The 24,704-nt window shown below is 72.1% G+C and carries 28 protein-coding genes and 1 tRNA gene; 21 read left to right on the forward strand and 8 right to left on the reverse strand.

Annotated features, from left to right (window positions below):
- Positions 1 to 73 precede the first annotated feature (73 nt).
- The gene (locus A3CE_RS0132855; RefSeq protein ID WP_020644348.1) at positions 74 to 796 is read right to left on the reverse strand and encodes a FadR/GntR family transcriptional regulator; all 723 of its coding nucleotides are present in this window, start codon (positions 794 to 796) and stop codon (positions 74 to 76) included.
- An 80-nt stretch (positions 797 to 876) separates the two neighbouring features.
- On the opposite strand from A3CE_RS0132855, the gene A3CE_RS0132860 reads away from it, so the two are divergent.
- From A3CE_RS0132860 to A3CE_RS0132870, 3 genes are read left to right on the forward strand one after another with little or no spacing between them, the layout of a single operon-like run.
- Positions 877 to 1,230 (forward strand): L-rhamnose mutarotase, encoded by a 354-nt coding sequence (locus tag A3CE_RS0132860; RefSeq protein ID WP_051183804.1) that lies wholly within the window; start codon positions 877 to 879, stop codon positions 1,228 to 1,230.
- Positions 1,231 to 1,235: 5 nt separating this feature from the next.
- Positions 1,236 to 2,204 carry an aldo/keto reductase gene (locus tag A3CE_RS0132865; protein WP_020644350.1) on the forward strand — a complete coding sequence of 323 codons (969 nt, stop codon included), beginning with the start codon at positions 1,236 to 1,238 and terminating at the stop codon, positions 2,202 to 2,204.
- A complete protein-coding gene (locus A3CE_RS0132870; protein ID WP_020644351.1) occupies positions 2,201 to 3,058 on the forward strand; it encodes an amidohydrolase family protein in 858 nt (285 codons plus the stop codon). Before A3CE_RS0132865 ends, A3CE_RS0132870 begins: the two co-directional genes overlap by 4 nt.
- 34 nt (positions 3,059 to 3,092) lie before the next feature.
- Here A3CE_RS0132870 and shbA read toward each other — a convergent pair whose 3' ends face one another.
- From shbA to A3CE_RS0132890, 4 genes are all read right to left on the reverse strand, one after another.
- A complete protein-coding gene (gene shbA / locus A3CE_RS0132875; protein WP_026469103.1) occupies positions 3,093 to 3,749 on the reverse strand; it encodes an RNA polymerase sigma factor ShbA in 657 nt (218 codons plus the stop codon).
- Positions 3,750 to 4,003: 254 nt separating this feature from the next.
- The gene (locus A3CE_RS0132880; RefSeq protein WP_020644353.1) at positions 4,004 to 4,300 is read right to left on the reverse strand and encodes a DUF202 domain-containing protein; all 297 of its coding nucleotides are present in this window, start codon (positions 4,298 to 4,300) and stop codon (positions 4,004 to 4,006) included.
- A gap of 193 nt (positions 4,301 to 4,493) precedes the next feature.
- Entirely contained in the window at positions 4,494 to 4,877 is a 384-nt protein-coding gene (locus A3CE_RS0132885; RefSeq protein ID WP_020644354.1) for a YidH family protein, read from the reverse strand.
- Between the two features lie 11 nt (positions 4,878 to 4,888).
- Complete coding sequence (locus A3CE_RS0132890; RefSeq protein ID WP_020644355.1) at positions 4,889 to 5,368, reverse strand: GtrA family protein; 480 nt, start codon at positions 5,366 to 5,368, stop codon at positions 4,889 to 4,891.
- Between the two features lie 148 nt (positions 5,369 to 5,516).
- Here A3CE_RS0132890 and A3CE_RS0132895 point away from each other — a divergent pair, with 148 nt between their 5' ends.
- Positions 5,517 to 5,927: a hypothetical protein gene (locus tag A3CE_RS0132895; RefSeq protein ID WP_020644356.1), complete on the forward strand. Its 411-nt coding sequence runs from the start codon at positions 5,517 to 5,519 to the stop codon at positions 5,925 to 5,927.
- 77 nt (positions 5,928 to 6,004) lie between these two features.
- A complete protein-coding gene (locus A3CE_RS0132900; RefSeq protein WP_020644357.1) occupies positions 6,005 to 6,298 on the forward strand; it encodes an iron-sulfur cluster biosynthesis family protein in 294 nt (97 codons plus the stop codon).
- 117 nt (positions 6,299 to 6,415) lie between these two features.
- On the opposite strand, the gene A3CE_RS0132905 is transcribed toward A3CE_RS0132900, so the two are convergent.
- The 3 genes from A3CE_RS0132905 to A3CE_RS0132915 are packed head-to-tail and all read right to left on the reverse strand — an operon-like array spanning position 6,416 to position 10,620.
- On the reverse strand, positions 6,416 to 7,555 hold the full coding sequence (locus A3CE_RS0132905; protein ID WP_020644358.1) for a glycerate kinase: 1,140 nt from the start codon (positions 7,553 to 7,555) through the stop codon (positions 6,416 to 6,418).
- Complete coding sequence (locus A3CE_RS0132910) at positions 7,552 to 8,496, reverse strand: 2-hydroxyacid dehydrogenase (RefSeq protein WP_020644359.1); 945 nt, start codon at positions 8,494 to 8,496, stop codon at positions 7,552 to 7,554. Before A3CE_RS0132910 ends, A3CE_RS0132905 begins: the two co-directional genes overlap by 4 nt.
- 30 nt (positions 8,497 to 8,526) lie before the next feature.
- Positions 8,527 to 10,620 carry an alpha-galactosidase gene (locus A3CE_RS0132915; RefSeq protein ID WP_020644360.1) on the reverse strand — a complete coding sequence of 698 codons (2,094 nt, stop codon included), beginning with the start codon at positions 10,618 to 10,620 and terminating at the stop codon, positions 8,527 to 8,529.
- Positions 10,621 to 10,696: 76 nt separating this feature from the next.
- Between A3CE_RS0132915 and A3CE_RS0132920 the strand changes: the two genes are divergently transcribed.
- The 16 genes from A3CE_RS0132920 (at position 10,697) to A3CE_RS0132990 (ending at position 24,704) form a co-directional block, all read left to right on the forward strand.
- The gene (locus tag A3CE_RS0132920) at positions 10,697 to 11,869 is read left to right on the forward strand and encodes an ROK family protein (protein ID WP_245589626.1); all 1,173 of its coding nucleotides are present in this window, start codon (positions 10,697 to 10,699) and stop codon (positions 11,867 to 11,869) included.
- A gap of 39 nt (positions 11,870 to 11,908) precedes the next feature.
- Entirely contained in the window at positions 11,909 to 12,367 is a 459-nt protein-coding gene (locus A3CE_RS0132925; RefSeq protein WP_020644362.1) for an SRPBCC family protein, read from the forward strand.
- 161 nt (positions 12,368 to 12,528) lie between these two features.
- Positions 12,529 to 13,338 (forward strand): CoA transferase subunit A, encoded by an 810-nt coding sequence (locus A3CE_RS0132930; protein ID WP_020644363.1) that lies wholly within the window; start codon positions 12,529 to 12,531, stop codon positions 13,336 to 13,338.
- A complete protein-coding gene (locus A3CE_RS0132935; RefSeq protein ID WP_020644364.1) occupies positions 13,335 to 14,093 on the forward strand; it encodes a CoA-transferase subunit beta in 759 nt (252 codons plus the stop codon). The genes A3CE_RS0132930 and A3CE_RS0132935 overlap by 4 nt, the downstream gene beginning before the upstream one ends.
- Positions 14,090 to 15,271, forward strand: coding sequence for a thiolase family protein (locus A3CE_RS0132940; RefSeq protein ID WP_020644365.1), 1,182 nt, complete (start codon positions 14,090 to 14,092; stop codon positions 15,269 to 15,271). The genes A3CE_RS0132935 and A3CE_RS0132940 overlap by 4 nt, the downstream gene beginning before the upstream one ends.
- An 11-nt stretch (positions 15,272 to 15,282) precedes the next feature.
- Positions 15,283 to 16,017 (forward strand): protocatechuate 3,4-dioxygenase subunit beta, encoded by a 735-nt coding sequence (pcaH, locus tag A3CE_RS0132945; RefSeq protein WP_020644366.1) that lies wholly within the window; start codon positions 15,283 to 15,285, stop codon positions 16,015 to 16,017.
- Positions 16,017 to 16,571: a protocatechuate 3,4-dioxygenase subunit alpha gene (gene pcaG / locus A3CE_RS0132950; protein WP_020644367.1), complete on the forward strand. Its 555-nt coding sequence runs from the start codon at positions 16,017 to 16,019 to the stop codon at positions 16,569 to 16,571. Before pcaH ends, pcaG begins: the two co-directional genes overlap by 1 nt.
- 14 nt (positions 16,572 to 16,585) lie before the next feature.
- The gene (gene pcaD / locus A3CE_RS0132955; RefSeq protein ID WP_020644368.1) at positions 16,586 to 17,362 is read left to right on the forward strand and encodes a 3-oxoadipate enol-lactonase; all 777 of its coding nucleotides are present in this window, start codon (positions 16,586 to 16,588) and stop codon (positions 17,360 to 17,362) included.
- On the forward strand, positions 17,359 to 17,760 hold the full coding sequence (pcaC, locus tag A3CE_RS0132960; protein ID WP_020644369.1) for a 4-carboxymuconolactone decarboxylase: 402 nt from the start codon (positions 17,359 to 17,361) through the stop codon (positions 17,758 to 17,760). Before pcaD ends, pcaC begins: the two co-directional genes overlap by 4 nt.
- 10 nt (positions 17,761 to 17,770) lie before the next feature.
- On the forward strand, positions 17,771 to 18,601 hold the full coding sequence (locus A3CE_RS0132965) for an IclR family transcriptional regulator domain-containing protein (protein ID WP_020644370.1): 831 nt from the start codon (positions 17,771 to 17,773) through the stop codon (positions 18,599 to 18,601).
- Positions 18,602 to 18,658: 57 nt separating this feature from the next.
- Positions 18,659 to 19,258: a nucleotidyltransferase family protein gene (locus A3CE_RS0132970; protein ID WP_020644371.1), complete on the forward strand. Its 600-nt coding sequence runs from the start codon at positions 18,659 to 18,661 to the stop codon at positions 19,256 to 19,258.
- Positions 19,259 to 19,299: 41 nt separating this feature from the next.
- The gene (locus A3CE_RS0132975) at positions 19,300 to 20,166 is read left to right on the forward strand and encodes an AAA family ATPase (protein ID WP_043792788.1); all 867 of its coding nucleotides are present in this window, start codon (positions 19,300 to 19,302) and stop codon (positions 20,164 to 20,166) included.
- A gap of 49 nt (positions 20,167 to 20,215) precedes the next feature.
- Positions 20,216 to 21,985, forward strand: coding sequence for a hypothetical protein (locus tag A3CE_RS0132980; protein ID WP_020644373.1), 1,770 nt, complete (start codon positions 20,216 to 20,218; stop codon positions 21,983 to 21,985).
- Between the two features lie 307 nt (positions 21,986 to 22,292).
- Positions 22,293 to 22,432, forward strand: a tRNA-OTHER gene (locus A3CE_RS56820).
- A 54-nt stretch (positions 22,433 to 22,486) separates the two neighbouring features.
- Positions 22,487 to 23,599, forward strand: a complete 1,113-nt coding sequence (locus tag A3CE_RS0132985) for a vWA domain-containing protein (protein ID WP_020644374.1) — start codon at positions 22,487 to 22,489, stop codon at positions 23,597 to 23,599.
- Positions 23,592 to 24,704 (forward strand): XdhC family protein, encoded by a 1,113-nt coding sequence (locus A3CE_RS0132990; RefSeq protein WP_020644375.1) that lies wholly within the window; start codon positions 23,592 to 23,594, stop codon positions 24,702 to 24,704. Before A3CE_RS0132985 ends, A3CE_RS0132990 begins: the two co-directional genes overlap by 8 nt.

The raw sequence follows: 24,704 nt of genomic DNA on the forward strand, positions 1-24,704 counted from the left end.
CCGTGAATGGCACATTGAGGGACTTAGAGTCCCTCAATGTGCCATTCACGGACTACGCGAGGGAGGTGTGGTGTCAGGAGGCTTCGGCAGCGGGTTCGTCGGGGGCCGTGGGGTCGTCCGCGGTGCCGAGGGCGTTGCGCAGCCACTGCTCCACGCCCGCGACGTGCACGGTCGCCCACGAGCGCGCCAGCTCCGGCTCGCGCGCGGCGATGGCCTCGTAGATCGCCGTGTGCTGTTCGCGGGTCTTCGCGACCGCGCCCTCCTGTGTGAGGCCGCGCCAGATCCGGGCGCGGGCGGTCGGCCCGGACAGGCTGTCCAGCAGCGAGCAGAGCACGGGGTTGCCGGAGCCGTCGGCGATCTTGCGGTGGAACTGCAGGTCGTTGGCCACCAGCGCCTCGACGGTCGGCGAATCCTCCAGCTCACCGAGCAGCGTGCCCAGCTCGGCGATGTCGTCGTCGCTCATGTGCAACGCGGCCAGCGCGGTCGCCGCGGGCTCGAGGATCCGCCGCACGGCCAGGAAGTCCAGCACGGTGTCGTCGCGGTGGAAGTCGACCACGAACGTCATCGCGTCGAGCAGCAGGTTCGGCTCGAGGCTGGTGACGTACGTGCCGTCGCCCTGGCGGACGTCCAGCACGCGGATCAGGCACAACGCCTTCACGGCCTCCCGCAGGGAACTGCGCGAGAGCCCGAGCCGCTGGGCCAGCTCGGCCTCCTTCGGCAGCCGGTCGCCCGGTGCCAGCTCGCCGGAGATGATCATGTCCTTGATCTTGTCGATCGCGACATCGGTGACGGGCATCGAGTGCGCCCTCCCTGCAGCAGACCTCGGATGTTTCGGTGTTAGTCCCCAGCGTGCCATGTCCCGGCAAAGGAGGGGCCATGACCCACCCGCGCACACCACACAGTGTCTCCAAAAGAGTGGTGGCTCTGCACACCAAACTGAAGCCCGGCAAGGAGGCCGAGTACGAGGCCGTCCACGCGGTCATCCCGCCCGAGCTGGACGCCGCGCTGCGCGAAGCCGGCGTCCACACCTGGCGGATCTGGCGTAACGGTCTCGACCTCTTCCACGTCCTCGAAGTCGACGACTACGCGGCGATGCGCGCGGCACTGCGGGACCATTCCGCCAACGTGCCGTGGCAGGCCAGAATGGCTGAGCTGCTGGCTGTCGAGGACGACTACTCCGGCGACGACACCGGCATCGGACTGGTCTGGGAACTTCCGGTGAAGGAGTGACGGCGTTGGAACTCTCCCTGTCCCCCCTGGGGCTCGGCTGTGCGCAGCTGGGCAACCTCTACCACGCGATCAGCGACGAGACCGCCGCGGCGACCGTGCGGCGCGCGTGGGACGAGGGCGTCCGCTACTTCGACACCGCGCCGCACTACGGCCTCGGCCTGTCGGAGACCCGGCTCGGCGCTGCGCTGCGCTCGTACCCGCGGGACGAGTTCGTGCTCTCGACGAAGGTCGGGCGCGTGCTGGAGCCGAACCCGGGCGGCGCCGGCGAGCGGGACGACCAGGGGTTCGCGGTCCCCGCCGCGTACAAGCGCCGCTGGGACTTCACCCGCGACGGCGTCCTGCGGTCCCTGGACGACAGCCTGACGAGGCTGGGACTCGACCGCGTCGACGTCGTGTACGTCCACGATCCCGACGAACACTTCGAAGAGGCGCTGAGCGGCGCCTTCCCGGCTCTGCACCGGCTGCGGGAGGAGGGCGTGATCGGCGCCTTCGGGGCCGGGATGAACCAGACGCCGATGCTCGCCGAGTTCGTCCGTCGTACCGACCTGGACGTCCTGCTGGTGGCCGGCCGGTACACGCTGCTCGACCAGCCGGCGCTGGACGAGCTGTTCCCCCTGTGTGCCGAGCGCGGCGTGACGGTGGTGGCCGGCGGCGCGTTCAACGGCGGCATCCTCGCCACGGCCGAGCCGGGCCGCGTCTACGACTACGCCGAAGCGCCGTCGGAGCTGGTCGAGCGGGCCGGGCGGATCGCGGCGATCTGCGCGCGGCACGGCGTCGAGCTGCCGGAAGCGGCGCTGGCCCTGCCGATCGCGCACCCCGCGGTGGCGTCGGTGGTCGTCGGCGCGCACGATCCGGACCAGGTGAGCGTCAACGCGCGGCGGGCGCGGGCCGTGGTGCCGCTCCAGCTCTGGAAGGAACTGATCGACGCGGGGTTGCTGCGTGCCGACGTCGTCATCGCCGGAGGAACGTCGTGATCGACGCGCACCACCACCTGTGGGACCCGTCGCGGCGGGAGTACCCGTGGATGGCGGGGAAGGCCCTCGACCCGGTGCGCCGCCCGTACACGGTGGACGACCTGCGCGCGGTGACGACGGCGGCCGGCGTGCACGCGACCGTCCTGGTGCAGACGGTGTCGTCGGAGGAGGAGACGGCGGAGTTCCTCGCGACGGCGGTGGCGGAGCCGGTGATCGCGGGCGTGGTCGGCTGGGTGGACCTGGCGGCCCCCGACGTCGCCGGCCGCCTGGCCGAGCTGGCTTCGCGGGGCCCGCTGGCCGGGATCCGGCACCAGGTGGAGAACGAGCCGGACGACGACTGGCTGCTGCGTCCGGAGATCATGGCCGGGCTGAGCACGGTGGCGTCGGCGGGGCTGGCGTACGACCTGCTGGTTCGCCCGGCACAGCTGCCCGCGGCGACCGAAGTGGCGCTGCGGCTGCCGGAGCTGCGGCTGGTCCTGGACCACGCGGCGAAGCCCCCGATCGCGGCGGGCGGCTGGGAGCCGTGGGCGTCCGGGGTGGCCGCGCTGGCCGCGCGCGAGAACGTCGTGTGCAAGCTGTCCGGGCTGGTCACGGAGGCGGACTGGACGGCGTGGGAGGTCGGGCACCTGCGCCGGTACACCGACCACGTGCTGGAGGTGTTCGGCCCGGATCGCCTGCTGTTCGGCTCGGACTGGCCGGTGTGCGAGCTGGCCGCGTCCTACGAGGTGGTGCTCGACGCGGCGGTGGCGCTGACCGGCTCGCTGTCGGACGCCGAACGGCTGGCCGTCTTCGAGCACAACGCCGCCCGGACCTACGGCTTGGATGCGGGCGGGAACCCCTCTCCCAGGGGGTAAAAGAGGGGTCCCCGCCCGCCGCTGGGGTGGCCTCTCAGAACTCGTCGTCGTGGATCATGCCGCGCAGCCGGGTCAGCGCCCGGTGCTGCGTCACGCGCACGTTGCCCGGGGAGATCCCGAGCGCCTCGGCGGTCTCGGTGGCCGAAAAGCCGACCGCGATGCGCAGGGTGAGGATCTCCTGCTGCACGCGCGGCAGCGACGCGAGCAGCTTGCCGAGGCGGGCGCCGAGGTCGAGGTGCAGCGCGTGGGTCTCCGGCTCGTTGCCGGCGACCAGCGGGCGCTCCGGGAGCTCGGGGACGGGCTCGGAGCGGTCGCGGGCGACGGCGCGGTAGGCGTCGGCGACCTTGTTCGCGGCGATCGCGTGGACGAGGTAGAGGAAGGAGCCGCCGCGGTCCTGGTAGTCGGGGAGGGCCTTGAGCACGGCGAGGCAGACTTCCTGGGCGACGTCGTCGGCCGACAGGTACGACAGGTCACGGCCGCCCATCCGGGCCCGGCAGTAGCGGACCACCACCGGCTCGATCATCTGGAGCAGGGAGTGGATGGCGGCCGGGTTGCCCTCGCCCGCATCCTTGACGAGGGGGTCCAGGTCCTCCTTGGTGAGCCGCCCGCTGGGCCGGGGCAATGACTCCGGAGTGCGATAATCGCGATCGACGGAAGTGGATTCTTCGGTGGTCCTCGGCGGTGCTGTCATGAGTCGTCTCCCCGGCCGACCCTCGACCGTCGCTGCCGGGGGTTCAACACTCCGTAACTGTTCCATCGCAGATACTCCGGGAGTCCCGGGCTGATCTGCGGTCCGTGCGACGCTGGGTAATCGTAAGCACCTCTGGGTGGGTCAGTCCAGATTTCAACGACCAATACCCCGTTAGCAGGAGCGACCGTGATGCTACCGCGACCCTGCCGTGCACATTGCGATTAATCGCTTTCAGGATGTGCCGACTTCACTCGTCAGTGGAAGATGGCCACGGAAGCGGCGGTCACGGTCACTGCCAGCGACGTGATTGCGGGCAGTGTCGGGCTCATGGCCACCGGGCGGCCGGTCCGCAAGGCTCGTTCGCGGCGCACCGCAACCGCCGCGAGCAGGGCCGATGTGCTCGCGGACAGCAGGACGGGGACGAAAGCAGCACCCCAATGGCGCTGGGCGGCGGAGTGCAGAAGAAGTACGGTGCAGGCGGCGGAGGCGAGGGCGGTCCGCCGCCAGGCGAGCCCGGTGCGCTCGGCCTGGGCCCCCGCGGGCGCGGTCACAGCCGGATCCGAGAGTCGATGACGGTACTTCTGACGTCGCGATAATCGCGAACGCGCGGTATTCGTCGACGACGAGCGGGCCGGGCGCGATGGCCTGGGCCGGGCTGTGGGCGGCCCGGGGAGGCGTGCCCGGCCGGTGCCACGGTGTGTGCGGTCCGTAGCCATCCGGGCGAGGATCGCCCGCCCGGCTCGCTCACGAGACCACCAGCAGCACGGCCGCGGCGACGATCAGGACCAGCAGCCCGCCGGTCAGCACCAGGATCATCAGGCTGCGCGGCAGGGGCTCGCCGGCCCGCATCGCGATCTGCACCCGCCGCCACCGGGGGTACGCGGTCGCGGCCAGGACCGCGGCCAGCACGACGCACAACGCGGCGAGCACGGCGCTCGCCACGGCCGGCGACGGCACCAGCTGGTGCACCGCCACGCCGCCCGCGAGCAGACCCAGCGCGGTCCGCAGCCAGGCGAGGAAGGTGCGTTCGTTCGCCAGCGTGAAGCGGTAGTCCGGTTCGCTGCCGCCCGCGTGGGGCTTGATGTCGTGCGGTGGGGAGTCGTCCGGTTCGGAGTCGTGCGAGGCCACGCCCGCAGACGCTAGCCGGTGTGGGCGGCCGTGGCCGGTTCGGCGCGGTGCGCGAACACCCACCACCGCAGCACGGCGAACCGCACGAACCCGCCGACCAGGCTGGCCAGCAGCAGCGTGCCGGTCTCCTCCCACGACGTCGGCCGGTCGACGACGGCGTCGAGGAGGGCCAGCACGGCCGAGCCGTACCCGGCGTAGAAGGCAAAGGTGAGCACGTCCTGGAGGTGGCGCTTCCCGGCGTTGCTGGGCCGTCCGGCGAAGGTGACGCGGCGGTGGAACTCGGTGTTGCCGGCCGTGGTGACCGCGATCGCGACCAGGTTCGCCACCTGGGAGCCGAGGTCGTCGCGCAGGAGGAGGAACAGGACGGCCTGGACGCCGGTCGTCACCACGCCGGCGACGACGTACCACGCGGCGTGCGTGCCGAGCTCGTGGTGCCGGTCCGGGTCGGTGGCGAGCAGCGGGTGGTCCGGTGCGCACCTGGTGGTGGCCATGATCCCAACCTACCTTGCGTTCACAAACTTGTGAATGTGTTAAATCGGTTGAAGAAATGTGATTCCCGCGACACCGTGGGGTTTCGGTGCCCCGACCCCGCGGGTAGCTCACCGGGGATGACACTTCCGACGCGCCAGGAGACAGCCCGTGAGTGACCGAGACTCGGCCGAATCGCAAAGCCTGAGCCCCAGCGAGGCGCTGGACGAGGACGACCTGCGCGTGGATCCGCTGGAAGAGGGCATCGAGCCGCCCGAGCACTGGAGTGCCGCGAACCGGTTCGGCACCACACCCAGCGAGGTCCGCGAAGGCGAGCCGCTCCGGCAGCGCCTGGCCGAAGAGGAGCCCGACACCGAGCCGGAGCCGGTGCCGGAACGCCCGCTCGCGGCGACGCCGGCGGCCGAGCTCGACGAGACGATCGAGGACGCGCCGCCGGATTTCGAGCAGGTAGTCCCGGACGACGACGTGCCGCACCGGCACGCGGACCCGGATCCGGGCGAGCGGGCGGACTACGCCGGCGGATCGGTGGCCGACGCCATTCGCGCGGCCCGGCGCGGCTGATCCGCTCACACTGCGCGTCCGTTCGGGCGCCCCTAGCGTGGGGCGTGCATCGGACCGCGACGAAGGGAAGGCCGTAGATGCTGACCGTGACCGAAGCCGCCGCCGAGGCGATCACCGCACTGACCAGCCAGGGGGAAGGGGACGCCGGGCTCCGCCTGGCCGTCCAGAACGCCGACGGCGAAAGCGCCCAGCTGGCGCTGTCGGTCGCCCCCGAACCGGCGGAGGGTGACAGCGTGCTGGGTGCCGAGGAAGGGCCGAAGGTGTTCCTCGAACCCCAGGCGGCGGCGCTGCTCGACGACAAGGTGCTCGACGTCCAAGAGGACGAAGCCGGCGGAGTCGCCTTCGCCGTGCTGCCGCAGCACACGAGCTGACCGCGGCGGACGGGCCTTTCGCTCCTCGGGGGGTGGAAGGTCCGTTCGCTCGCGGGACCGGGCGGCCGCGCGTCGTGAAAGACTCGTTCACCTCGTCCGACGACAGGAACGAGTCGTTCACGACCTTCGAGGCCGCTGGCGGGACCGCCATTCCCGGACGAGTTCCGCGGCCCGCGCCCGCAGCAGTTCCGCCGCGTGGGCCCGCGCGTGGTCGAGTGAGGGCGCGTGGTCGATCAACGCGCTGCTCCCCACCACGCCGAGCCGGGCCAACCCGGCTTCGCCGAGCTGGATCCGGCCCGCCAAAGCCAGCAGCGGGATCCCGCGGAGCCGCGCCCGGTCCGCGATCCCGGCCGGGGCCTTGCCGTTCAGGCTCTGCTCGTCCAGCGATCCCTCGCCGGTGATGACGAGGTCGGCGCCCGCCAAGGCCGCGTCGACCCCGGTCAGCCCGGCGATGAGGTCGAACCCGGATTCGACCGTCGCGCCGAGGGCGATCGCGGCGGCCGCGACCCCGCCGCCGGCTCCGGCGCCCGGCACCCGGCTGACGTCCGGTGCTCCGCCCACCTGCAACGCGTGCGCCCACCGGCCCAGTGCTTCGTCGAGCAACGCCACCTCGGAAGGCCCCGCGCCCTTCTGCGGCCCGAACACCGCCGCCGCCCCCGAAGGGCCCAGCAGCGGGTTCGTGACGTCGGTCGCGACGGCGACGGGCACGCCGTCCAGCCGGTCCCGCACCGGCGTCAGCTCGGCCGAAGCGACCCGCGTGAGCGTGCCGCCGCCGAGCCCTACCGGCGCGCCGAACGCGTCCAGGACACCCCCGCCGAGCGCGCCCAGCATCCCGGCGCCGCCATCGGTGCTGGCGGTGCCGCCGACCGTCAGGACAAGACGGTTCGCGCCGTGGATCAGCGCGTCCGAGAGCAGTTCGCCGACACCCCAGGTGTGCGCGGCCAGTGCCGTCGCGGGGCTCGGCTCGACGAATTCGATGCCGCACGCGCGCGCTGATTCGATGTACGCGGTGCCGTCCAGCACGGCGTACCGCGCGGTGACCGCTTCCTCGAGCGGGCCGCGGACCGTCAGCCGGACGATCCGGGCGCCCGCGGCTTCCAGCACGTCCAACGTGCCTTCGCCGCCGTCGGCGACCGGGCAGGTGACGATTTCCGCGTCCGGCAAGGCATCCCGCACGCCGAGCGCGATCGCCTCCGCGGCCTCGACCGCGGTGAGACTGCCCTTGAACTTGTCGGGCGCGATGACGACACGGGTCACGGCTTCACCTCCGTCAGCGGGGGACGCCCGGCGAGCACCGCCACGACGTTGCGGGCGGCCAGCACGGCCATCGCGGTGCGGGTCTCGACCGTCGCGGACCCGAGGTGCGGGCTGAGCACGACGTCGTCGCGGGCGAGCAGGCGCGGTTCGACCTCGGGTTCCTTTTCGAACACGTCGAGTGCGGCACCGGCGATCTCCCCGGCTTCGAGCGCGTCGGCCAGCGCGGCTTCGTCGACGACCGGGCCGCGTGTCGTGTTCACCAGGTAGGCGCCGGGTTTCATGGCCCGCAACGCGGCGGCGTCGACGAGGTGCCGCGTCTCGGGCGTCAGCGGGCAGTGCAGCGAAACGACGTCCGCCCGGGCCAGCAGCTCCTCGAACGACACGAACTCCGCGCCGGTGTCCTGTTTCGACCGTCCTGTGTAGACGATCGACATGCCGAACGCTTCGGCCCGTTTCGCCATCGCCCGCCCGATCTGCCCGAACCCGACGATGCCGAGCGTCTTGCCCTGCAGCCCGGCACCGAGCAGGAAGCCCAGGTGGAACGACCACGGCGTGCGCGAGCGCAGCAGCCGTTCCCCTTCGCCGAGGCGCCGCGTGACGGCGAGCAGCAGGCCGAAGGCCAGGTCGGCGGTGGCGTCGGTGAGGACGCCCGGCGTGTTCGTGACGACGATCCCGCGTCCGGCGAGGGCCGGGACGTCGACGTTGTCGTACCCGACCGCGACGTTCGCGACGACCTTGAGCCCCGGGCCGGCGGCGTCGGCCAGCGCGCCGTCGAGCCGGTCGTGCAGCATGCCGACCACGGCGTCCGCACCGGCCACGAACTCGTGCAGTTCCGCGCGCGTCAACGGGCGGTCGGCGGGCGACACTTCGACATCGCCCACCTCCGCGAGCAGCTTCACCGCGTCGTCGGGAATCCAGCGGGTCACCACGATCTTGGCCACTCCGACAGCCTAGGTCACGGCACCGACAATTCAGCCCACTCGCGTCAGCCGCACCACCGCGCTCGCGTACCCGCTGCCCGGGAAGTCCACGGTGAGGCCGTGGCTCATCAGCACCGCGCCGTCGTGCACGACGCCGTCCTGGTCGCGGTACCGGCCCGCCGGCTCGAGGCCCTGCAGGCGCGGCGGCGTGAACGGGCGCGCGAACTCCGTGGGCCGCCGCCAGAAGAAGACGACGGCTTCGCCGTCCAGCACGTACTGCACCGCGGTCAGCGCCGAAACCGCCGGATCCGCCAGCCGGTACAACGCGCCGTGCTGCACCACGGGCCGGATCTCCTTGTACAGCGCCACCAGCGCCGCCGCCTCGGCGAGTTCCCCGGCGCTCCAGCGCGGCAGGTCGCCGCCCAGGCCGAGCACCCCGGCCATCGCCACGTGGAAGCGGAAGCCCAGCGGCGTCTCCCGGCGCGTGGCGGGGTTCGGGCTGTCGGTCACCCAGGCCGACATCGTGCCCGCCGGGTAGAACTGGCCGTAGCCGTGCTGGATGGAGATCCGGTCGGCGGCGTCGGTGTTGTCGGACGCCCAGATCTCGTCGGTGCGCGCGAGGATGCCGAGGTCGGTGCGCCCGCCGCCGCCCGCACAGCCCTGGATCCGCAGGTTCGGATGGTCCGCCCGCAGCCGGTCGAGGATCCGGTACACCGCGTGCACGTGGTCGACCCACAACCGCGACGCCTCGGAACCCGCCGCGGGCCAGCCCGCCTCGGTGAACGCGCGGTTCATGTCCCACTTGAGGTAGTCGACGCCGTGGTCGCCGATCAGCCGGTCGAGCCACTTGTGCGCCCAGTCCGCGACGTCGGGCCGCGCGAAGTTCAGCACGAGCTGGTTCCGCAGCGTCGTCCGCTCGCGGTTCGCCATGTGCAGCACCCAGTCGGGGTGCGCGCGGTAGAGGTCGCTGTCGGGGTTGACCATTTCGGGTTCGACCCACAGCCCGAACCGCATGCCGTGCGCGTGGACGGCGTCGGCCAGCGGCCGCAGCCCGGCCGGGAAGCGCTGTTCGTTGGGGGTCCAGTCGCCGAGCCCGGCGGCGTCGCCGGTGCGGGCGCCGAACCAGCCGTCGTCCATGACGAACAGCTCGGCGCCCAGTTCCGCGGCCGCCGCCGCGAGTTCGGTCTCGGTCCGCTCGTCGACGTCCCAGCCGGTCGCTTCCCAGGAGTTGTAGACGATCGGCCGCAGCTCGCCGGGATGCGGCTGGACGAACTCCCGGACGTAGGCGTGCCAGCGCCGGCTGGTGCCGCCGAAGCCGTCGGCCGCGTAGAGCCCGGCGAACACCGGCGTCTCCCACGTCTCACCGGGCCGCAGCCGCCAGCCGACGTGCTCGTGCCCGAACCCGCCGGTCCACGTGACGCGGCCGGTGTGGGTGTGCTCGACGGTGATCCGCCAGCTGCCGCTCCAGGCCAGCGCGGTGGACCACACCTCGCCCGCGGTTTCCGTCGCGTCGCCCGCGTCGAGCATCACCCAGGGGTTGACTTGGTGACTGGAGGTGCCGCGGCGGCTGGTGAGCGTGGTCTCGCCGACCGGGAGCGGTTCGCGCAGCACGCCGTACTCGGCACTCCACGCGCCGGACGTCCGGCTCAGCCGCGCGCTGTCGCGCCGGGGGAGCGTCCACGCCGCCGAATCCGTGCGGAGCAGGGAAACCGGGACTTCGCCGGTGTTGCGCAGGGTCGTCCGGCGTTCGACGACGTCGCCGCGGACGCGGTAGTGCAGCGAGAGTTCGAGGGGGTAGTGCCGGTCCGTGAGCCGGACGACGAGCGCGTCGTCTTCGACCGTGAAGTCCTCGTAATGCCACTCCAGCGCCGACGTCCCGTCCTCGTACCGCACGGCCAATGCCGCGGCGCCGAAGAACGCGCCGCCCTCGGCCGGCAGTTCCTGCCGCTCGTCGCCGGGTTCGTCGAAGCTGCTGTCGGCCGGGTTGCGGCGCGCGGCGACCTGCGTGGCCTGGGCCAGGGTCAGCGGCGGGCCCCAGTGCACGTGCCGCGGGCGGTCGTCGGCGTCCAGCCGGAAGGCGTACGAGCTCTCGGGGGTGCGCAGCAGCCAGAGCCGGTGTTCGGGGTCGTGATCCACGAGCGACATGCCCGTGAGCGTAGAGACCGGCGCGCGAAAAATAAATTCTTGACGAAGTTAATTAATGACCCCTACCCTTCGGGCCATGCGTCGCAGTGCACCGGCAAGGGCACCGATCACCAGCCCGGCGGCAGCGACCGTGTTCACCACGGTCCTGACCGAAGGCCCGGTCTCCCGCGTCGACGTCGCCCGCCGCACCGGGCTTTCCTCGGCCGCGGTCACCAAGGCCGCCCGGCCGTTCATCGAAGCCGGCTACCTCGAAGAACTCGCTTCCGGCGGCCGGACCGCCCCCGGCGCCGGCCGTCCCGCGAATCCCCTGGCCATCCGCCCGGACCGCGAGTACTTCGCCGGCGTCAAGATCACCGGCGACGACCTGATCGGCGTGGTCACCGACCTGCGCGCCGACGTCCGCGCCAGTGCCCGCCACGCGCTGACCGGCCATGACGTCGATCACGTCGTGCGGGCGCTGGCCGATCTGGTCGGTGAGCTCCTGGACGCCGGCAACCTCCGCGAGCGTGCTCACTGCCTCGGCGTCGCGGTGTCCGGCGACGTCGACCGCGCTTCGGGGGTGGTCCGGTACTCGCCGTTCCTCGGCTGGCGAGACGTTCCGCTGGCCGAACTGCTCGACGACGCCACCGGCCTGACGACGACGTTGGAGAACGACGTCAAGGCCCTCGCCGTCGCCGAGCAGTGGTTCGGCGAAGGCGTCGGCGCGTCGTCGTTCGCGCTGGTCACGGTGGGGACGGGCATCGGCAGCGCGCTCGTGGTGAACGGCGCGCTGGTCCGCGGCGCCCACGGCGTCGCGGGCGAGATCGGGCACGTCCCGGTTCTTGACGGCGGGCCGTCGTGCCACTGCGGCGGGCGAGGCTGCGTCGAGGCGATCGCGTCCACCGAAGCGATCCTGACGCGTGCCCGGCTCGTCACCGGCGAAGCCTCACTGTCCATGGACGATGCCGTCACCCGCGCTCGTGGTGGTGACGAGCCGCTGCGGGAGGTCTTCGCCGCCGCGGGCCACGCGATCGGCCTGGGGCTGGCCGCGCTGGTCAACCTGTTCGGCCCGGAGCGCGTGGTGGTCTCCGGCGAAGGTGTCGCCACCTACGACCTGTTCGAGGAGCGGATCCGCCGGACCTTCGCGGCCCAGGCGTTCGGGAGCGCCGCCCGGTGCGGCCTGGTCATCCGGCCGCTGCCGTTCGAGGAGTGGGCGCGGGGTGCCGCCGCGGTCGCCGTCCAGAGCCTGTTCGTGTCCGGCAGCGGCTGATCGTCCTGTCTCGGTCCGGTCGCGCCGTAAGGTCGCCGCATGACGCGCTTCGAGGTCATCACCGGCATGGCGGCGCTTCCGCGGCGAGTCTTCGACCTCTCCCTGGAGGTCGAAGTGCACACCGCTTCGATGGCCGGATCCGGTGAGCGCGTCATCGGCGGTGTCACCTCCGGGCGGATGCGGCTCGGCGACACCGTCACCTGGGAGGCCACGCACTTCGGGGTGCGCTGGCGGATGACCTCCCGCATCAGCGCCTGCGAGCCGCCTGGTTACTTCGTCGACGAGCAGGTCACGGGGCCGTTCGCACGCTGGCACCACGCCCACCACTTCGAGCCGGACGGCAACGGCGGCACGGTCATGCGTGACGTCATCGACTTCGCCGCTCCGTTCGGTCCGCTCGGGACGATCGCCGAGCGGACCGTGCTCGGCTGGTACCTGCCCCGGCTCATCCGGCTCCGCAACGATCACCTCCGAAGAGCCGCCGAGACAGCCTGCTGAGCCTTCCTCGAAGGGGACTTTTCCGTGCGAACGGCGGGAAAAGTCCCCTTCTTCCTGCGCTCGTCATCCATTGGGTGGAAGACGTCTGGTCGGCGCCCCGGCGACCATGCTATGTTCGGTTTCAGAACGAGTGTGCGTGATGCGAACAATCGGAGGGCGTGATGGCGGAGCTGCTGTCGCTGGAGGAGGCCGTGGCCCGGCTGGTGCGCGATGGGGACACCGTCGCGCTCGAGGGCTTCACGCACCTCATCCCGGTCGCGGCCGGGCAGGAGATCATCCGGCAACGCCGCCGGGATCTCACGCTCGTGCGGATGACCCCGGACATCGTCTACGACCAGCTGATCGGCGCGGGCTGCGCCCGCAAGCTGATCTTCTCGTGGGGCGGCAACCCCGGTGTCGGGTCGTTGCACCGGTTCCGCGACGCGGTCCAGCACGACTGGCCGGTGCCGCTGGAGATCGAGGAACACAGCCACGCGGGCATGGCCAACCGGTACGTCGCCGGCGCGTCCGGCCTGCCCTTCGCGGTGCTGCGCGGCTACACGGGCACCGATCTCCCGGCGCAGACCGACACGATCAAACCGATCACCTGCCCGTTCACCGGCGAACGGCTCACCGCGGTGCCGGCGCTGAACCCGGACGTCACGATCGTCCACGCGCAGCGCGCGGACCGCGGCGGCAACGTCCAGATGTGGGGCATCACCGGCGTCCAGAAGGAAGCGGTGCTGGCCGCGAAGCGGTCTTTGGTGACGGTCGAAGAAGTCGTCGACGAGCTGGAACCCCGCCCGGGCGCGGTCGTGCTCCCGGCCTGGGTGGTCACGGCGGTGGCCGAGGTCCCGGGCGGCGCGAAGCCGTCGTACGCGGCCGGTTACTACGAGCGTGACAACGCGGCCTACCAGGCGTGGGACGAGGTGGGCCGCGACCGCGACGAGTTCACGAAGTGGCTGAACGACCTGACCGGGGTGAAGGCATGAGCGCGGAGTACACCGCGGACGAGATGATGAGCGTCGCGGCGGCCCGCGCGCTCGGTGACGGCATGTCCTGCTTCGTCGGCATCGGGCTGCCGAGCAAGGCGGCCAACCTCGCGCGCCGCGCGCACGCCCCGAACCTCACGCTGATCTACGAATCCGGCTGCCTGGGCGCGAAACCGTCGCGGCTGCCGCTGTCGATCGGGGACGGCGAACTGGCCGACACCGCGGACACCGTGATCAGCGTGCCGGAGGTGTTCAACTACTGGCTCCAGCCCGGCCGCATCGACGTCGGCTTCCTCGGCGCCGCCCAGCTGGACAAGTTCGGCAACATCAACACCACGGTGATCGGTTCGGACTACCGTGACCCGAAGGTCCGGCTGCCCGGCGCGGGCGGTGCCCCGGAGATCGCGGCTTCCTGTGGTGAGGTGTTCGTCGTGCTGCGCCAGAGTTCCCGGGCGTTCGTCGAGAAGGTGGACTTCGTGACGTCGTTCGGTCACGGCACCGGCAAGGGCGACCGCGAGCGCCTCGGCCTCCCGGGCCGGGGCCCGACGCTGGTGGTGACCGACCTGGGCCTGCTGCGCCCCGACCCGGAGACGGCCGAGCTGACGCTCACCGAGCTGCACCCGGGCGTCGAGCTGGAGCGGGCGATCAAGGCGACGGGGTGGAAACTGAAGGTGTCGGACGACCTGAAGGCCACCCCGGCCCCCACGGAGCAGGAACTGACGCTCCTGCGAGACCTCGAGAAGGCGAGCGCATGACCGACGTCTACGTCCTCGACGCGATCCGCACCCCGTTCGGCCGCTACGGTGGCGCGCTGGCCGGCGTCCGTCCGGACGACCTCGCGGCCGGGGTCCTCAAGGCCCTGCAGTCCCGCAACGACCTCGATCCGTCCACAGTGGACGAGGTCACCCTCGGGGACGCGAACGGCGCGGGCGAGGACAACCGCAACGTGGCCCGCATGGCCGCCCTGCTGGCCGGCTGGCCCACGAGCGTCCCCGGCAGCACCGTGAACCGCCTCTGCGGCTCCGGTCTCGACGCGGTGATGCAGGCCAGCCGGGCGATCCAGGTCGGCGACGCGTCGCTGGTCGTCGCCGGGGGCGTCGAGTCGATGACCCGCTCGCCGCTGGTCATGCCGAAGCCGGAGAAGGCGTTTCCCACCGGCAACCAGACCCTGTACAACACCGCGCTCGGCTGGCGCATGGTGAACCCGGCGATGCCGTCGCAGTGGACGATCTCGCTGGGCGAGTCCACCGAGCAGCTCGCGGAGCGTTACGGCATCGGCCGCGACGAGCAGGACGCCTTCGCGGCGCGCAGCCACGTGAACGCGGCGAAGGCGTGGGACGAGGGCTTCTACGACGACCTGGTGGTGCCGGTCGACGGCGTGGACCTGGCCCGCGACGAAGGCATCCGGCCCGATTCCAGCCCCGGGAAGCTGGCCAAGCTGAAGCCCGTCTTCCGCAAGGAAAACGGCACCGTCACCGCCGGCAACGCGTCCCCGCTGAACGACGGCGCCTCGGCGCTCCTGCTCGGTGACGAAGCCGCCGCGAGCCGGCTGGGCAAGGCCCCGCTCGCCCGGATCGCCGGCCGCGGCGCGGCCGGCGTCGACCCGGACGTCTTCGGCATCGGCCCGGTGCGCGCCGCGGAGATCGCGCTGGAGCGGGCCGGCATCGGCTGGGACGACCTGGCCGCGGTGGAGCTCAACGAAGCCTTCGCCGCGCAGTCGCTGGCCTGCCTGCGCGACTGGAAGAAGCTCGACCCGGAGATCGTGAACACCCACGGCGGCGCGATCGCCATCGGGCACCCGCTCGGCGCGTCCGGCGGCCGGATCCTCGGCACTCTGGCGCACGACCTGCACCGCCGCGGCGGGGGCTGGGGACTCGCCGCCATCTGCATCGGCGTCGGCCAGGGGCTGGCCGTCGTCCTCGAAGGCCGATAAGGGAGAGAACCGTGGCCACTCCGACCGAATTCAAGCTGCCGCGCTACGGGGAAGACCCCGAAGGCACGCACCCGCCCCTCGACTTCAGCGGCTACGGCTCCACGGCGCTTCGGCACCCGAAGCAGGAACTGGTGCTGCTCCCGCAGATGCTCACCGAGGTCACCGGCCCGCTGCTCGGGCCCGGCCGGCTCGGCGAACACGACAACGACCTCACCCGGCAGCACGCGGGTGAACCGCAGGGACAGCGGATCATCGTCACCGGACGGCTGCTCGACGGCGACGGCCGGCCGGTGCGCGACTCGCTCGTCGAGATCTGGCAGGCCAACGCGGGCGGCCGCTACCGGCACACCGGCGACCGCTGGCCGTCGCCGCTCGACCTGAACTTCGACGGCGTCGGGCGCACCCTGACCGACAGCGACGGCCGCTACACCTTCACCACCATCAAGCCCGGGGCGTACCCGTGGAAGAACCACGACAACGCCTGGCGCCCCGCGCACATCCACTTCTCGGTGTTCGGCTCGGCGTTCACCCAGCGGCTGGTCACCCAGATGTACTTCCCGGACGACCCGCTGTTCTCCCAGGACCCGATCTTCAACTCCATCCCGGACGAGCAGGCCCGGCAGCGGATGGTCTCGCGCTACGACCACGAGACCACCCAGGCCGAGTGGGCGCTCGGGTACCAGTTCGACATCGTGCTGCGCGGGCGCGACGCGTCGGTGTTCGAAGAGGAAGAGGACGAAGACTGATGCCCAGGCTGCTGCCCACCCCTTCGCAGACCGTCGGCCCGTACCTGTCGATCGGGCTGCCCTGGCCCGACGGCCCGCACGTCGTGCCCGAAGGCACCCCCGGCGCGTTCTGGATCCGCGGCACGGTCCGCGACGGCAACGGCGACCCGGTCCCGGACGCCATGATCGAGACCTGGCAGGCCGACCCCCAGGGCGGGTTCCGCCACCCCGACGACCCGCGCGGCGAGGCGGCCGGCGAGTTCCGCGGCTTCGGCCGCTGCCCGACGAATCCCGACGGGACCTACGGGATCCTCACCCTGCTGCCGGGTGTGGTGCCCGGCGAGGGTGGTGCCCCGCAGGCGCGGCACATCGACGTGTCGGTGTTCGCGCGCGGCCTGCTGAACCGGGTCGTCACGCGGATCTACTTCGACGACCAGGACAACTCCGGGGACCCGGTGCTGGCGACGGTTCCCGGGGAGCGGCGCGGCACGCTGATCGCCACGAAGACCGACGACGGCTACCGCTTCGACGTGCGCCTCCAGGGCGACGGCGAGACGGTGTTCTTCGCGCTGTGAACGGAGGTGGACGCGTGGGCGCCGTGCGCGTGCACCGCGTGGTCGAGGGCCCGGAGGACGGCCCGGTCGTGGTCTTGGCCGGCTCGCTGGGCAGCGACCTGCGCATGTGGGAGCCGCAGGTCGCGCCGCTGGTCGAACGCGGCTACCGGGTGGTGCGCTATGACACCCGTGGCCACGGCGGATCACCGGTGCCGCCCCCGCCGTACCGGCTGGAGGACCTCGGCGCCGACGTCGTGGCCCTGCTCGACGACCTGGAGGTCGAGCGCGCCCACCTGGCCGGGCTGTCGCTCGGCGGGATGACCGTCATGTGGCTCGGCGTGCACGTTCCGGACCGGATCGCGAGCCTGGTGCTGTGCTGCACGTCGGCGAAGCTGGGCCCGCAGTCGATGTGGGTGGAGCGCGCCCGCAAGGTTCGCGCGGAAGGCACGGCGTCGGTCGCGGAAGCCGGGGTCGGCCGGTGGCTGACGGAGCCGTACGCGAAGAGCCACCCGGACGTCGCGGAGTTCCTGCGGGCGATGATCGCCGCGGTCCCGGCCGAGGGGTACGCGGCGTGCTGCGAGCTCATCGGGCGGATGGACCAGCTGGACGCGTTGCCGAAGATCACCGCGCCGACGCTGGTCATCGCCGGCGCCGACGACCTGGCCACGTCGCCGGAGGAGCACTCCCGCCCGATCGCCGAGGCCATCCCCGGCGCGCGGCTGGAAGTGGTGGCGAACGCCTCGCACCTGGGCAGCTACGAGCAGCCCGCGGAGTTCACCCGGCTGATCCTCGAACACTTGGAGCGAACTTGACGAACCGGCACGAGGACGGCATGAAGGTGCGGCGCGAGGTGCTCGGCGACGAGCACGTCGACGGCGCGGTGGCGGGCACCACGGAGTTCAGCCGCCCGTTCCAGGACTACATCACCGAGGGCGCCTGGGGTTCGGTGTGGGCCCGTGACGGCCTCGACCGCCGGACGCGCAGCTGCGTGACGCTGGCGGCGCTCACCGCGCTGCACGCGCACAACGAGCTGGCGATGCACGTGCGGGCCGCGGTCCGCAACGGCCTGACGGCGGCGGAGATCGGCGAGGTCCTCCTGCACACGGCGGTCTACGCCGGGGCACCGGCGGCGAACGCGGCGTTCGCCATCGCGCAGCGCACCCTCGCCGAGCTCGGCGAGCCGAGCGCCCTGCCCGCCGACGCCGGATAAGGTGCCGGGCATGGACTCGGGGAGGCCCATCGAAGCCGAGCTGGACAGCGAGCCGGCGCACCGCGGTGCCCACCACGTGCAGTCGCTGGAGCGCGGGCTGGCCGTGATCAAGGCGTTCCACGCGGGCGCGGCGGAGCTGACCCTGAGCGACGTCGCCCGCGCGACGGGCCTCACCCGCGCGGCGGCGCGGCGGTTCCTGCTGACCCTGACCGACCTCGGCTACGTCCGCACCGACGGCAAGTACTTCTCGCTCACGGCCCGGGTGCTGGAGCTGGGGTATTCGTACCTGTCGAGCATGACGCTGCCGGAGGTGGCGCAGCCGCACCTGGAGCGCCTGTCCGCGGACGTGCACGAGTCGAGCTCGGTCTCGGTGCTGGAGGGCACCGACATCGTCTACGTGGCGCGGGTGGCGGTGTCCCGCATCATGACGGTCAGCATCAACGTGGGCACCCGCTTCCCGGCGTACGCGACATCGATGGGGCACGTGCTGCTGGCGGGGCTCAGCGACGCGGAGCTGGAGGCGTACTTCGTGGTGGCGAGCCTCGACCGCCTGACCGAACGCACGGTCACCGCACCGGGCCGTCTGCGCGCGGAGCTGGCCAAGGTCACCACCCAGGGCTGGGCGATGGTCGACCAGGAGCTGGAGGAAGGCCTCCGCTCGGTGGCGGCCCCGATCCACAACCGCAAGGGCCGCGTGGTGGCGGCGGTCAACCTCTCGACGCACGCAAGCCGCACGACAGCGGAGTCGGTGGAGAAGAACCTGGTCCCCCCGCTGCTGGAGACGGCCCGCGCGATCGAAGCGGACCTGGCGGTCGGCGCTCCGAGCCGCGCCCATGGCTGACCGGCCGGAACCACCCGCGGCCGGTGACCTCAGCCCCACACCCGTCGGCCCGTGCCCATGACCGCCCCGCCAACCCCCGGCGCCCCGGCGGTCGCCGGGCTCCTGCTCGCCGCCGGAGCGGGCCGCCGGTTCGGGGGCCCGAAGGCCCTCGCCGAACTCGACGGGGAACCTCTCGTTCTCCGCGCCCTGCGCACCCTCGCCGAGGCGGGCTGCGCCCCGATCCGCGTCGTCGTCGGTGCTGCCGCCGGCGAGGTGGCCGCGCTCCTGCCCGACCCCGCCCAAGCTGTCCGAGCCGAGGACTGGGAGACCGGCATGGGCGCTTCCCTGAAAGCCGGCCTGGCCGCGCTCGAGACCACCGAAGGCCCTGTCGCCGCGCTCGTTCACCTCGTCGACTTGCCCTGGGTCGGCCCCGGCATCCTCGCCCGCGTTGCCGCCGGCGCGTCCACCGAGACCGTCGCTCGCGCGGCCTACGACGGCGTCCCCGGCCACCCCGTCCTGCTCGGCCGGCGCTGGTGGGCCGAAATCGCCGACACCGCCCACGGCGACCGGGGCGCCCGCGACTGGCTCGCCACCCGCACCGACCTCCGGCTCGTCGAGTGCGGTGACCTCGGCAGCGGCCGGGACGTCGATCGGCGGGCCGACCTGCCCGGCCGGTGACCCGCACCCCGGCTTCCGCGCCGCCTACGATCGACACCGTGATGGACTCGCCCGAAGAACTCGCCGCCGCGCTCGACGTGACCGGCTACCTCGCCGACGACGGGCTCGCGACCGCCGGGTTCCTCGCCCTGCGGATGGGCCGGCCGCTGTTCTGCGAGGGCGAACCGGGCACCGGCAAGACGTCACTCGCCCTCGCGCTGGCCACCGCGCTGGGCTGGCCGCTCATCCGCCTCCAGTGCCACGAGGGCATCGACGCCGCCCAGGCCCTCTACGAGTGGGACTTCCCGCGGCAGCTCCTGCACCTGCGCGCGCTGGAGGCCGCCGGTGACGGGCACGTCGACGTCGAGACCGCCGAGCGCTCGCTCTACACCGAGCGCTTCCTGCTGGCCCGGCCGCTGCTGCAGGCCCTGATCACCGCGCCGTGCGTGCTGCTGGTCGACGAGATCGACCGCGCCGACGACGAGTTCGAAGCCTTCCTCCTGCAACTGCTCGACGAACACGCCGTGACCATCCCCGAATACGGCGAGGTCCGCGCCGAGCACCCCCCGTTGGTGGTACTGACCTCGAACCGGACCCGGGAGGTGCATGACGCCCTCAAACGGCGGTGCCTCTACCATTGGCTCGAACACCCGGACCTGGTGCGGGAGATCACGATCCTGCGCCGTAGGATTCCGCAAATAGGTGAAGTTCTGGCTCGGCAGATCGCTGAAGCGGTGCATCGGCTCCGCGAAATGGACCTGCTGAAACCACCGGGAGTAGCGGAGTCACTCGATTGGGCGAGGGCTCTCTTGACTCTGCGGCGTGACGAGCTGGACGCGGCAACGGCGGCGCGGACGCTCGGGGCCGTCCTTAAATACAGCGAAGACCTCGACCGGGTCAGGGCCAAACTCGATGCCCTGTTCGCCTGACCACCCGGTCGGGGTGCCGGGTGTTGCGAAGCGGGGGAGGAACCTGCGGATGAGCGTGGCGGAGACGACGGAGACGAGACCGCCGTCCGAGGCGGAGCCGGATCGGCCGGGACCGGCCGGGACGACGACCGCCCGGCGCGGGTGGCGGGGCAAGCTAGCCGCCGTGGCCGCGGTGCTCGGCGGCACCGCGCTGATCGCCGCGCACGCGTCGCTCTACGGCCGCTGGCTGATCGACGACGCGGCCATCACGTTCGCCTACTCGCGCAACGTCGCCGACGGCTTCGGGCCGGTGCTCCAGCCCGGCGCCGCGCCGGTCGAGGGGTACTCCAACCCGACCTGGATGATCCTGCTCGCCCTCGGGAAGCTCGTCGGCCTGTTCGACCACGGCACGCTCTTCGGCGTCAACGACCAGATCCTCTTCCCGAAGGCGCTCGCGCTGGCCTGCTGCGCCGGCATCCTCGTCCTCTTCTACTTCGGCGCGAAGACCCTCAGCCGTCGCCCGGCCCTGATCACCTTCGTCGCCGGTGCCTCGCTCGCCGCGATCCCGTCGTTCGTCATCTGGTGCTTTTCCGGCCTCGAGAACTCCTTCTACGCGCTCACGGTCGCCGCGCTCGCGGTGCTGATCCTGCGGGCGGTCCAGAGCGGCAGGCTCCTCGACAACCAGGTCGCCGTCGGCGCCGGGCTGATCGCCATGCTGGCCGCGCTGACCAGGCCCGACGGGATCATCTACGCCGGCGCCTACCCGATCGTCGTCACGTTGTTCCTCAAGCGGGAGCTGCTCGGCCGCAGCATCCGCGCCGTCGTCGTCTCCGTCGCCGGGTTCGCCGTGCCATACGGCGCGTACGTGATCTTCCGGTGGTTCGAGTTCGGCCGGCTGGTGCCCAACACCGCCGTCGCGAAGGGGCAGGAGCCGCCGACCCTCGACGACCTCGCCCGGCCCGGCGAGATCGTGTCCTACGTGGGCTGGCTGGTCGTCGCGGTCGCCGTCGCGTGCCTGGTGATGCTGCTGGTCCGGCCGTCGCGGCTGCGCACCGGCCTGATCGCGTTGCTGGCGCCGTTCGGGCTCACCGTGGTCGCCTACATCGTGCTCGAGTTCGACTGGATGGGGCAGCTGCGGTTCGCCACCCCGGTCTGGACGCTCGGCGCGTTCGGCGGCGCGATCGTGGTCGTCGAGGCGCTGGCCGCGGCCCGGTTGCGTGGCCGGATCGTGCTCGCCTGCCTGCTCGTGGTGGCGCTGGTCAGCTCGGTCAGCGGGCTCTACGACCAGGGCAAGAGCTACCGCGCCAACGTCAAGACGGCGTTTTGTATCGTCGCCGAGCGCGACGCCCAGGCCATCAACGGCTTCGCGGACCTCCTGAAGCTGCCCGATACCGCCCAGGTCGGCCTCATCGACCTCGGCGGGACGTCGCTGGGCAGCCGGATCCGGGTGCTCGACCTGGCCGGCCTCGGTGACAAGCCGATCGCCGACTACCTGCACCGCGCCGACATGCAGGGCCTGCGCGACTACGTCTTCACCCAGGCCAAGCCCGAGCTGATCACGTTCATCGGCTCGTGGATCACCACGCTGCAGTTCAACCAGGACCCGCGGTTCGAGCGCGACTACGCGACGATCTTCCTGAACCCGCGGATCGGCGACATGACCGTGGACTCCCGCAACTGGGTCAGCTACCACGTCCGCCGCGACCTGGTCGACGACGCGAAGCTCGCGGAACTCCAGGCGTACGCGCAGAAGACGCTGCCGCCGATCCTGGAGCTGAACAAGACGGCCGGGCTGCGTGGCTGCGCGAACATCCAGCCGGGCATGAAGGTCGCTGCCTGAGGCCGAGCCGCGAAAGCGCCCGCCACGGAGGTCCACAAAGGACTTCCGAGGCGGGCGCTTTTAATTGCGTTGCCCCGCCTCACGGGCTGGGGCATTCTTTTCCCAGCACAGCCGACGAGACCACCGAGAGGAGGAGATCGTGACCCGATACCGGAACCGCCGCGGCACGATCTCCTGCGCCGTTCGCTGAAACTCCGTTTCTTTTCCGAAGGCTCTTCGCGCCCACCCGCCGCTACCTTGGGTCGGCTGCGGCGAAGAGCGCGGTCTGCGCGCCCGCCCGGGGAGGGGTGTGTGCGCGGACCGCCCCGTCCCGGTAGCTCAGCAGGACAGAGCGCGGCGTTACCCCCGCTTTCGGGGGTCCAGGGGGCTTGCCCCCGGCTGGGGTCTGGGGTTTGACCCCAGATGACACGAACGCCGAGGTCCGAGGTTCGACTCCTCGCCGGGACACCGACAGTGACAGTGACACCGACAGCGCGGCACGAATGCGCGCACAATGGAGGCATGACCACCGCCGCCGACCCCGTCGCCGGCTACGCCGGGTTCGCCGCCGCGCTGCGCGAAGCCGGTGTCGCCTGCGACGCACGCCGCGTGCAGGCGTACCTGGCGGCCGTCGCCGAGATCGACGTCGCCGAGCCCACGCAGCTGTACTGGGCCGGCCGGCTGACGTTGTGTTCGAGCCCGGACGACCTGCCGTACTACGAAGAGGCCTTCAGCCAGTGGTTTTCCCTCGAGCCGCCGGCCCCGCGGCGCGCGAAGGCCGCAGTTCCGAAGCAGGCCCGGATCGCGCCCCTGGTCGCCGCGGAAGGCGGCGACGCCGAGGGCGGTGACGGTCACGAGCAGCTGAAGGTCGCCGCGAGTGCCCAAGAGGTGCTGCGCCACCGCGACCTCGCCGCGCTGACCACCGCCGAACGCGAACACCTCCGCGAGCTGCTCGCCACCCTCCGGCCGGCGCCTCCCAGCCGTCCCGCGGTCCGGCGGACGCCGGCGCGGCGCGGCAAGCTCGACCCGTCGCGGACGCTGCGCGCGATGCTGGCCGGCGGCGGCGAACCGGTCCGGCTCGCCCACGTCCGGCGCGGCTCGCGGCCCCGGCGGGTCGTGCTGCTCATCGACGTCTCGGGGTCGATGAGCCCGTACGCCGACGCTTTGCTGCGGTTCGCGCACGTCCTCACGCGGTCCGCGCCGCAGGCCGTCGAGGTGTTCACGCTCGGCACGCGGCTGACCCGGGTGTCGCGCCAGCTGCGCCAGCGCGACCCGGAACGCGCGATGCTCGCCGCGGGCTCGGCGGTGCCGGACTTCGCCGGCGGCACCCGGCTCGGCGAGACGCTGCGGGCCTTCCTCGACCGCTGGGGACAGCGCGGCGTGGCGCGCCGCGCTGTGGTCACCGTGTTCTCCGACGGCTGGGAACGCGGCGACACCGCTCTGCTCGGCGAACAGCTGGCCCGGCTGCGCCGGCTCGCACACGCCGTATTCTGGGTGAATCCGCACGCCGGCCGCGCGGGGTACGCGCCGGTCCAATCGGGCATCGTGGCCGCGCTGCCCCACATCGACCGGCTGCTGGCCGGGCACACCCTGGCCACTTTGGAACGACTGCTCGGGGAGATTTCCGATGCGTGACGTACTGGACGACGTGTTCCGGCGCTGGTCGGCGGGGGAGACCGTCGGGCTCGGCACCGTGGTCGCCACCTTTTCCTCGGCGCCGCGCGCGCCCGGCGCCGCGATGGTCGTCGCCGGGGACGGCACCGTCGCGGGCAGCGTGTCCGGCGGCTGTGTCGAAGGCGCGGTCTACGAGCTGGCGCAGGAGGTCGTCGCCGAACGGAGACCGGTGCTGCAGCGCTACGGCGTCACCGACGACGACGCCTTCGCGGTGGGTTTGACCTGCGGCGGGATCATCGACATCTACGTCGAGGCGGTCGACCGCCAGTCGATGCCGGAGCTCGGCGACGTTGTCGCGTCGGTGCGCGGCGGCGAGCCGGTCGCGGTCGTCACGGTCATCGAGCACGAGCGCGAAGGCCTGGTCGGCGAGCACATGATCGTGTGGCCGGACCGGACGGCGGGCTCGCTGGGGTCGTCGCGGATGGACGACGCCGTGGCCGACGACGCGCGCGGCCTGCTGGCCAGCGGCCGCACCGGCACGCTGCACTACGGCCCGGACGGGCAGCGCCGCGGCGAGGGGATGGCGGTGTTCGTCAACTCCTTCGAGCCGCCGCCCCGGCTCCTGGTCTTCGGCGCGATCGACTTCGCCGCCGCGATGGCGCGCATGGGCGCCTACCTCGGTTACCAGGTCACGGTCTGCGACGCGCGGCCGGTGTTCGCCACCACCAGCCGGTTCCCGGACGCGCACGACGTCGTCGTCGACTGGCCGCACCGCTACTTGCGGGCGGAGGCCGACGCCGGCCGCATCGACCGGCGCACGGCGATCGCGGTGCTCACCCACGACCCCAAGTTCGACGTGCCGCTGCTGGAGGTCGCGCTGCGCCTGGACGTCGGCTACGTCGGCGCGATGGGCTCCCGCAAGACCCACGACGACCGCTTCGCGCGCCTGCGCGAGGCGGGGATCACCGAGGCGGAGCTGGAAAAGCTGGCTTCGCCCATCGGCCTCGACCTGGGCGCGCGCACGCCGGAGGAGACGGCGGTGTCGATCGCCGCGGAGATCATCGCGCTCCGCTGGGGAGGCGGCGGCCAACGGCTCGCGGAGCTGTCGGGGAGGATTCACGGCTGA

This window comes from Amycolatopsis balhimycina FH 1894 (assembly GCF_000384295.1).
Taxonomy (GTDB): Bacteria; Actinomycetota; Actinomycetes; order Mycobacteriales; family Pseudonocardiaceae; genus Amycolatopsis; species Amycolatopsis balhimycina.

Coding starts and splice junctions, on each gene's coding strand:
- A3CE_RS0132855 (WP_020644348.1), bottom strand. CDS start 796: ATGCCCGTCACCGATGTCGCGATCGACAAGATCAAGGACATGATCATC.
- A3CE_RS0132860 (WP_051183804.1), top strand. CDS start 877: ATGACCCACCCGCGCACACCACACAGTGTCTCCAAAAGAGTGGTGGCT.
- shbA (WP_026469103.1), bottom strand. CDS start 3,749: ATGACAGCACCGCCGAGGACCACCGAAGAATCCACTTCCGTCGATCGC.
- A3CE_RS0132890 (WP_020644355.1), bottom strand. CDS start 5,368: ATGGCCACCACCAGGTGCGCACCGGACCACCCGCTGCTCGCCACCGAC.
- A3CE_RS0132900 (WP_020644357.1), top strand. CDS start 6,005: ATGCTGACCGTGACCGAAGCCGCCGCCGAGGCGATCACCGCACTGACC.
- A3CE_RS0132915 (WP_020644360.1), bottom strand. CDS start 10,620: ATGTCGCTCGTGGATCACGACCCCGAACACCGGCTCTGGCTGCTGCGC.
- A3CE_RS0132920 (WP_245589626.1), top strand. CDS start 10,697: ATGCGTCGCAGTGCACCGGCAAGGGCACCGATCACCAGCCCGGCGGCA.
- A3CE_RS0132925 (WP_020644362.1), top strand. CDS start 11,909: ATGACGCGCTTCGAGGTCATCACCGGCATGGCGGCGCTTCCGCGGCGA.
- A3CE_RS0132930 (WP_020644363.1), top strand. CDS start 12,529: ATGGCGGAGCTGCTGTCGCTGGAGGAGGCCGTGGCCCGGCTGGTGCGC.
- A3CE_RS0132935 (WP_020644364.1), top strand. CDS start 13,335: ATGAGCGCGGAGTACACCGCGGACGAGATGATGAGCGTCGCGGCGGCC.
- A3CE_RS0132940 (WP_020644365.1), top strand. CDS start 14,090: ATGACCGACGTCTACGTCCTCGACGCGATCCGCACCCCGTTCGGCCGC.
- pcaG (WP_020644367.1), top strand. CDS start 16,017: ATGCCCAGGCTGCTGCCCACCCCTTCGCAGACCGTCGGCCCGTACCTG.
- A3CE_RS0132965 (WP_020644370.1), top strand. CDS start 17,771: ATGGACTCGGGGAGGCCCATCGAAGCCGAGCTGGACAGCGAGCCGGCG.
- A3CE_RS0132970 (WP_020644371.1), top strand. CDS start 18,659: ATGACCGCCCCGCCAACCCCCGGCGCCCCGGCGGTCGCCGGGCTCCTG.
- A3CE_RS0132975 (WP_043792788.1), top strand. CDS start 19,300: ATGGACTCGCCCGAAGAACTCGCCGCCGCGCTCGACGTGACCGGCTAC.
- A3CE_RS0132980 (WP_020644373.1), top strand. CDS start 20,216: ATGAGCGTGGCGGAGACGACGGAGACGAGACCGCCGTCCGAGGCGGAG.
- A3CE_RS0132985 (WP_020644374.1), top strand. CDS start 22,487: ATGACCACCGCCGCCGACCCCGTCGCCGGCTACGCCGGGTTCGCCGCC.
- A3CE_RS0132990 (WP_020644375.1), top strand. CDS start 23,592: ATGCGTGACGTACTGGACGACGTGTTCCGGCGCTGGTCGGCGGGGGAG.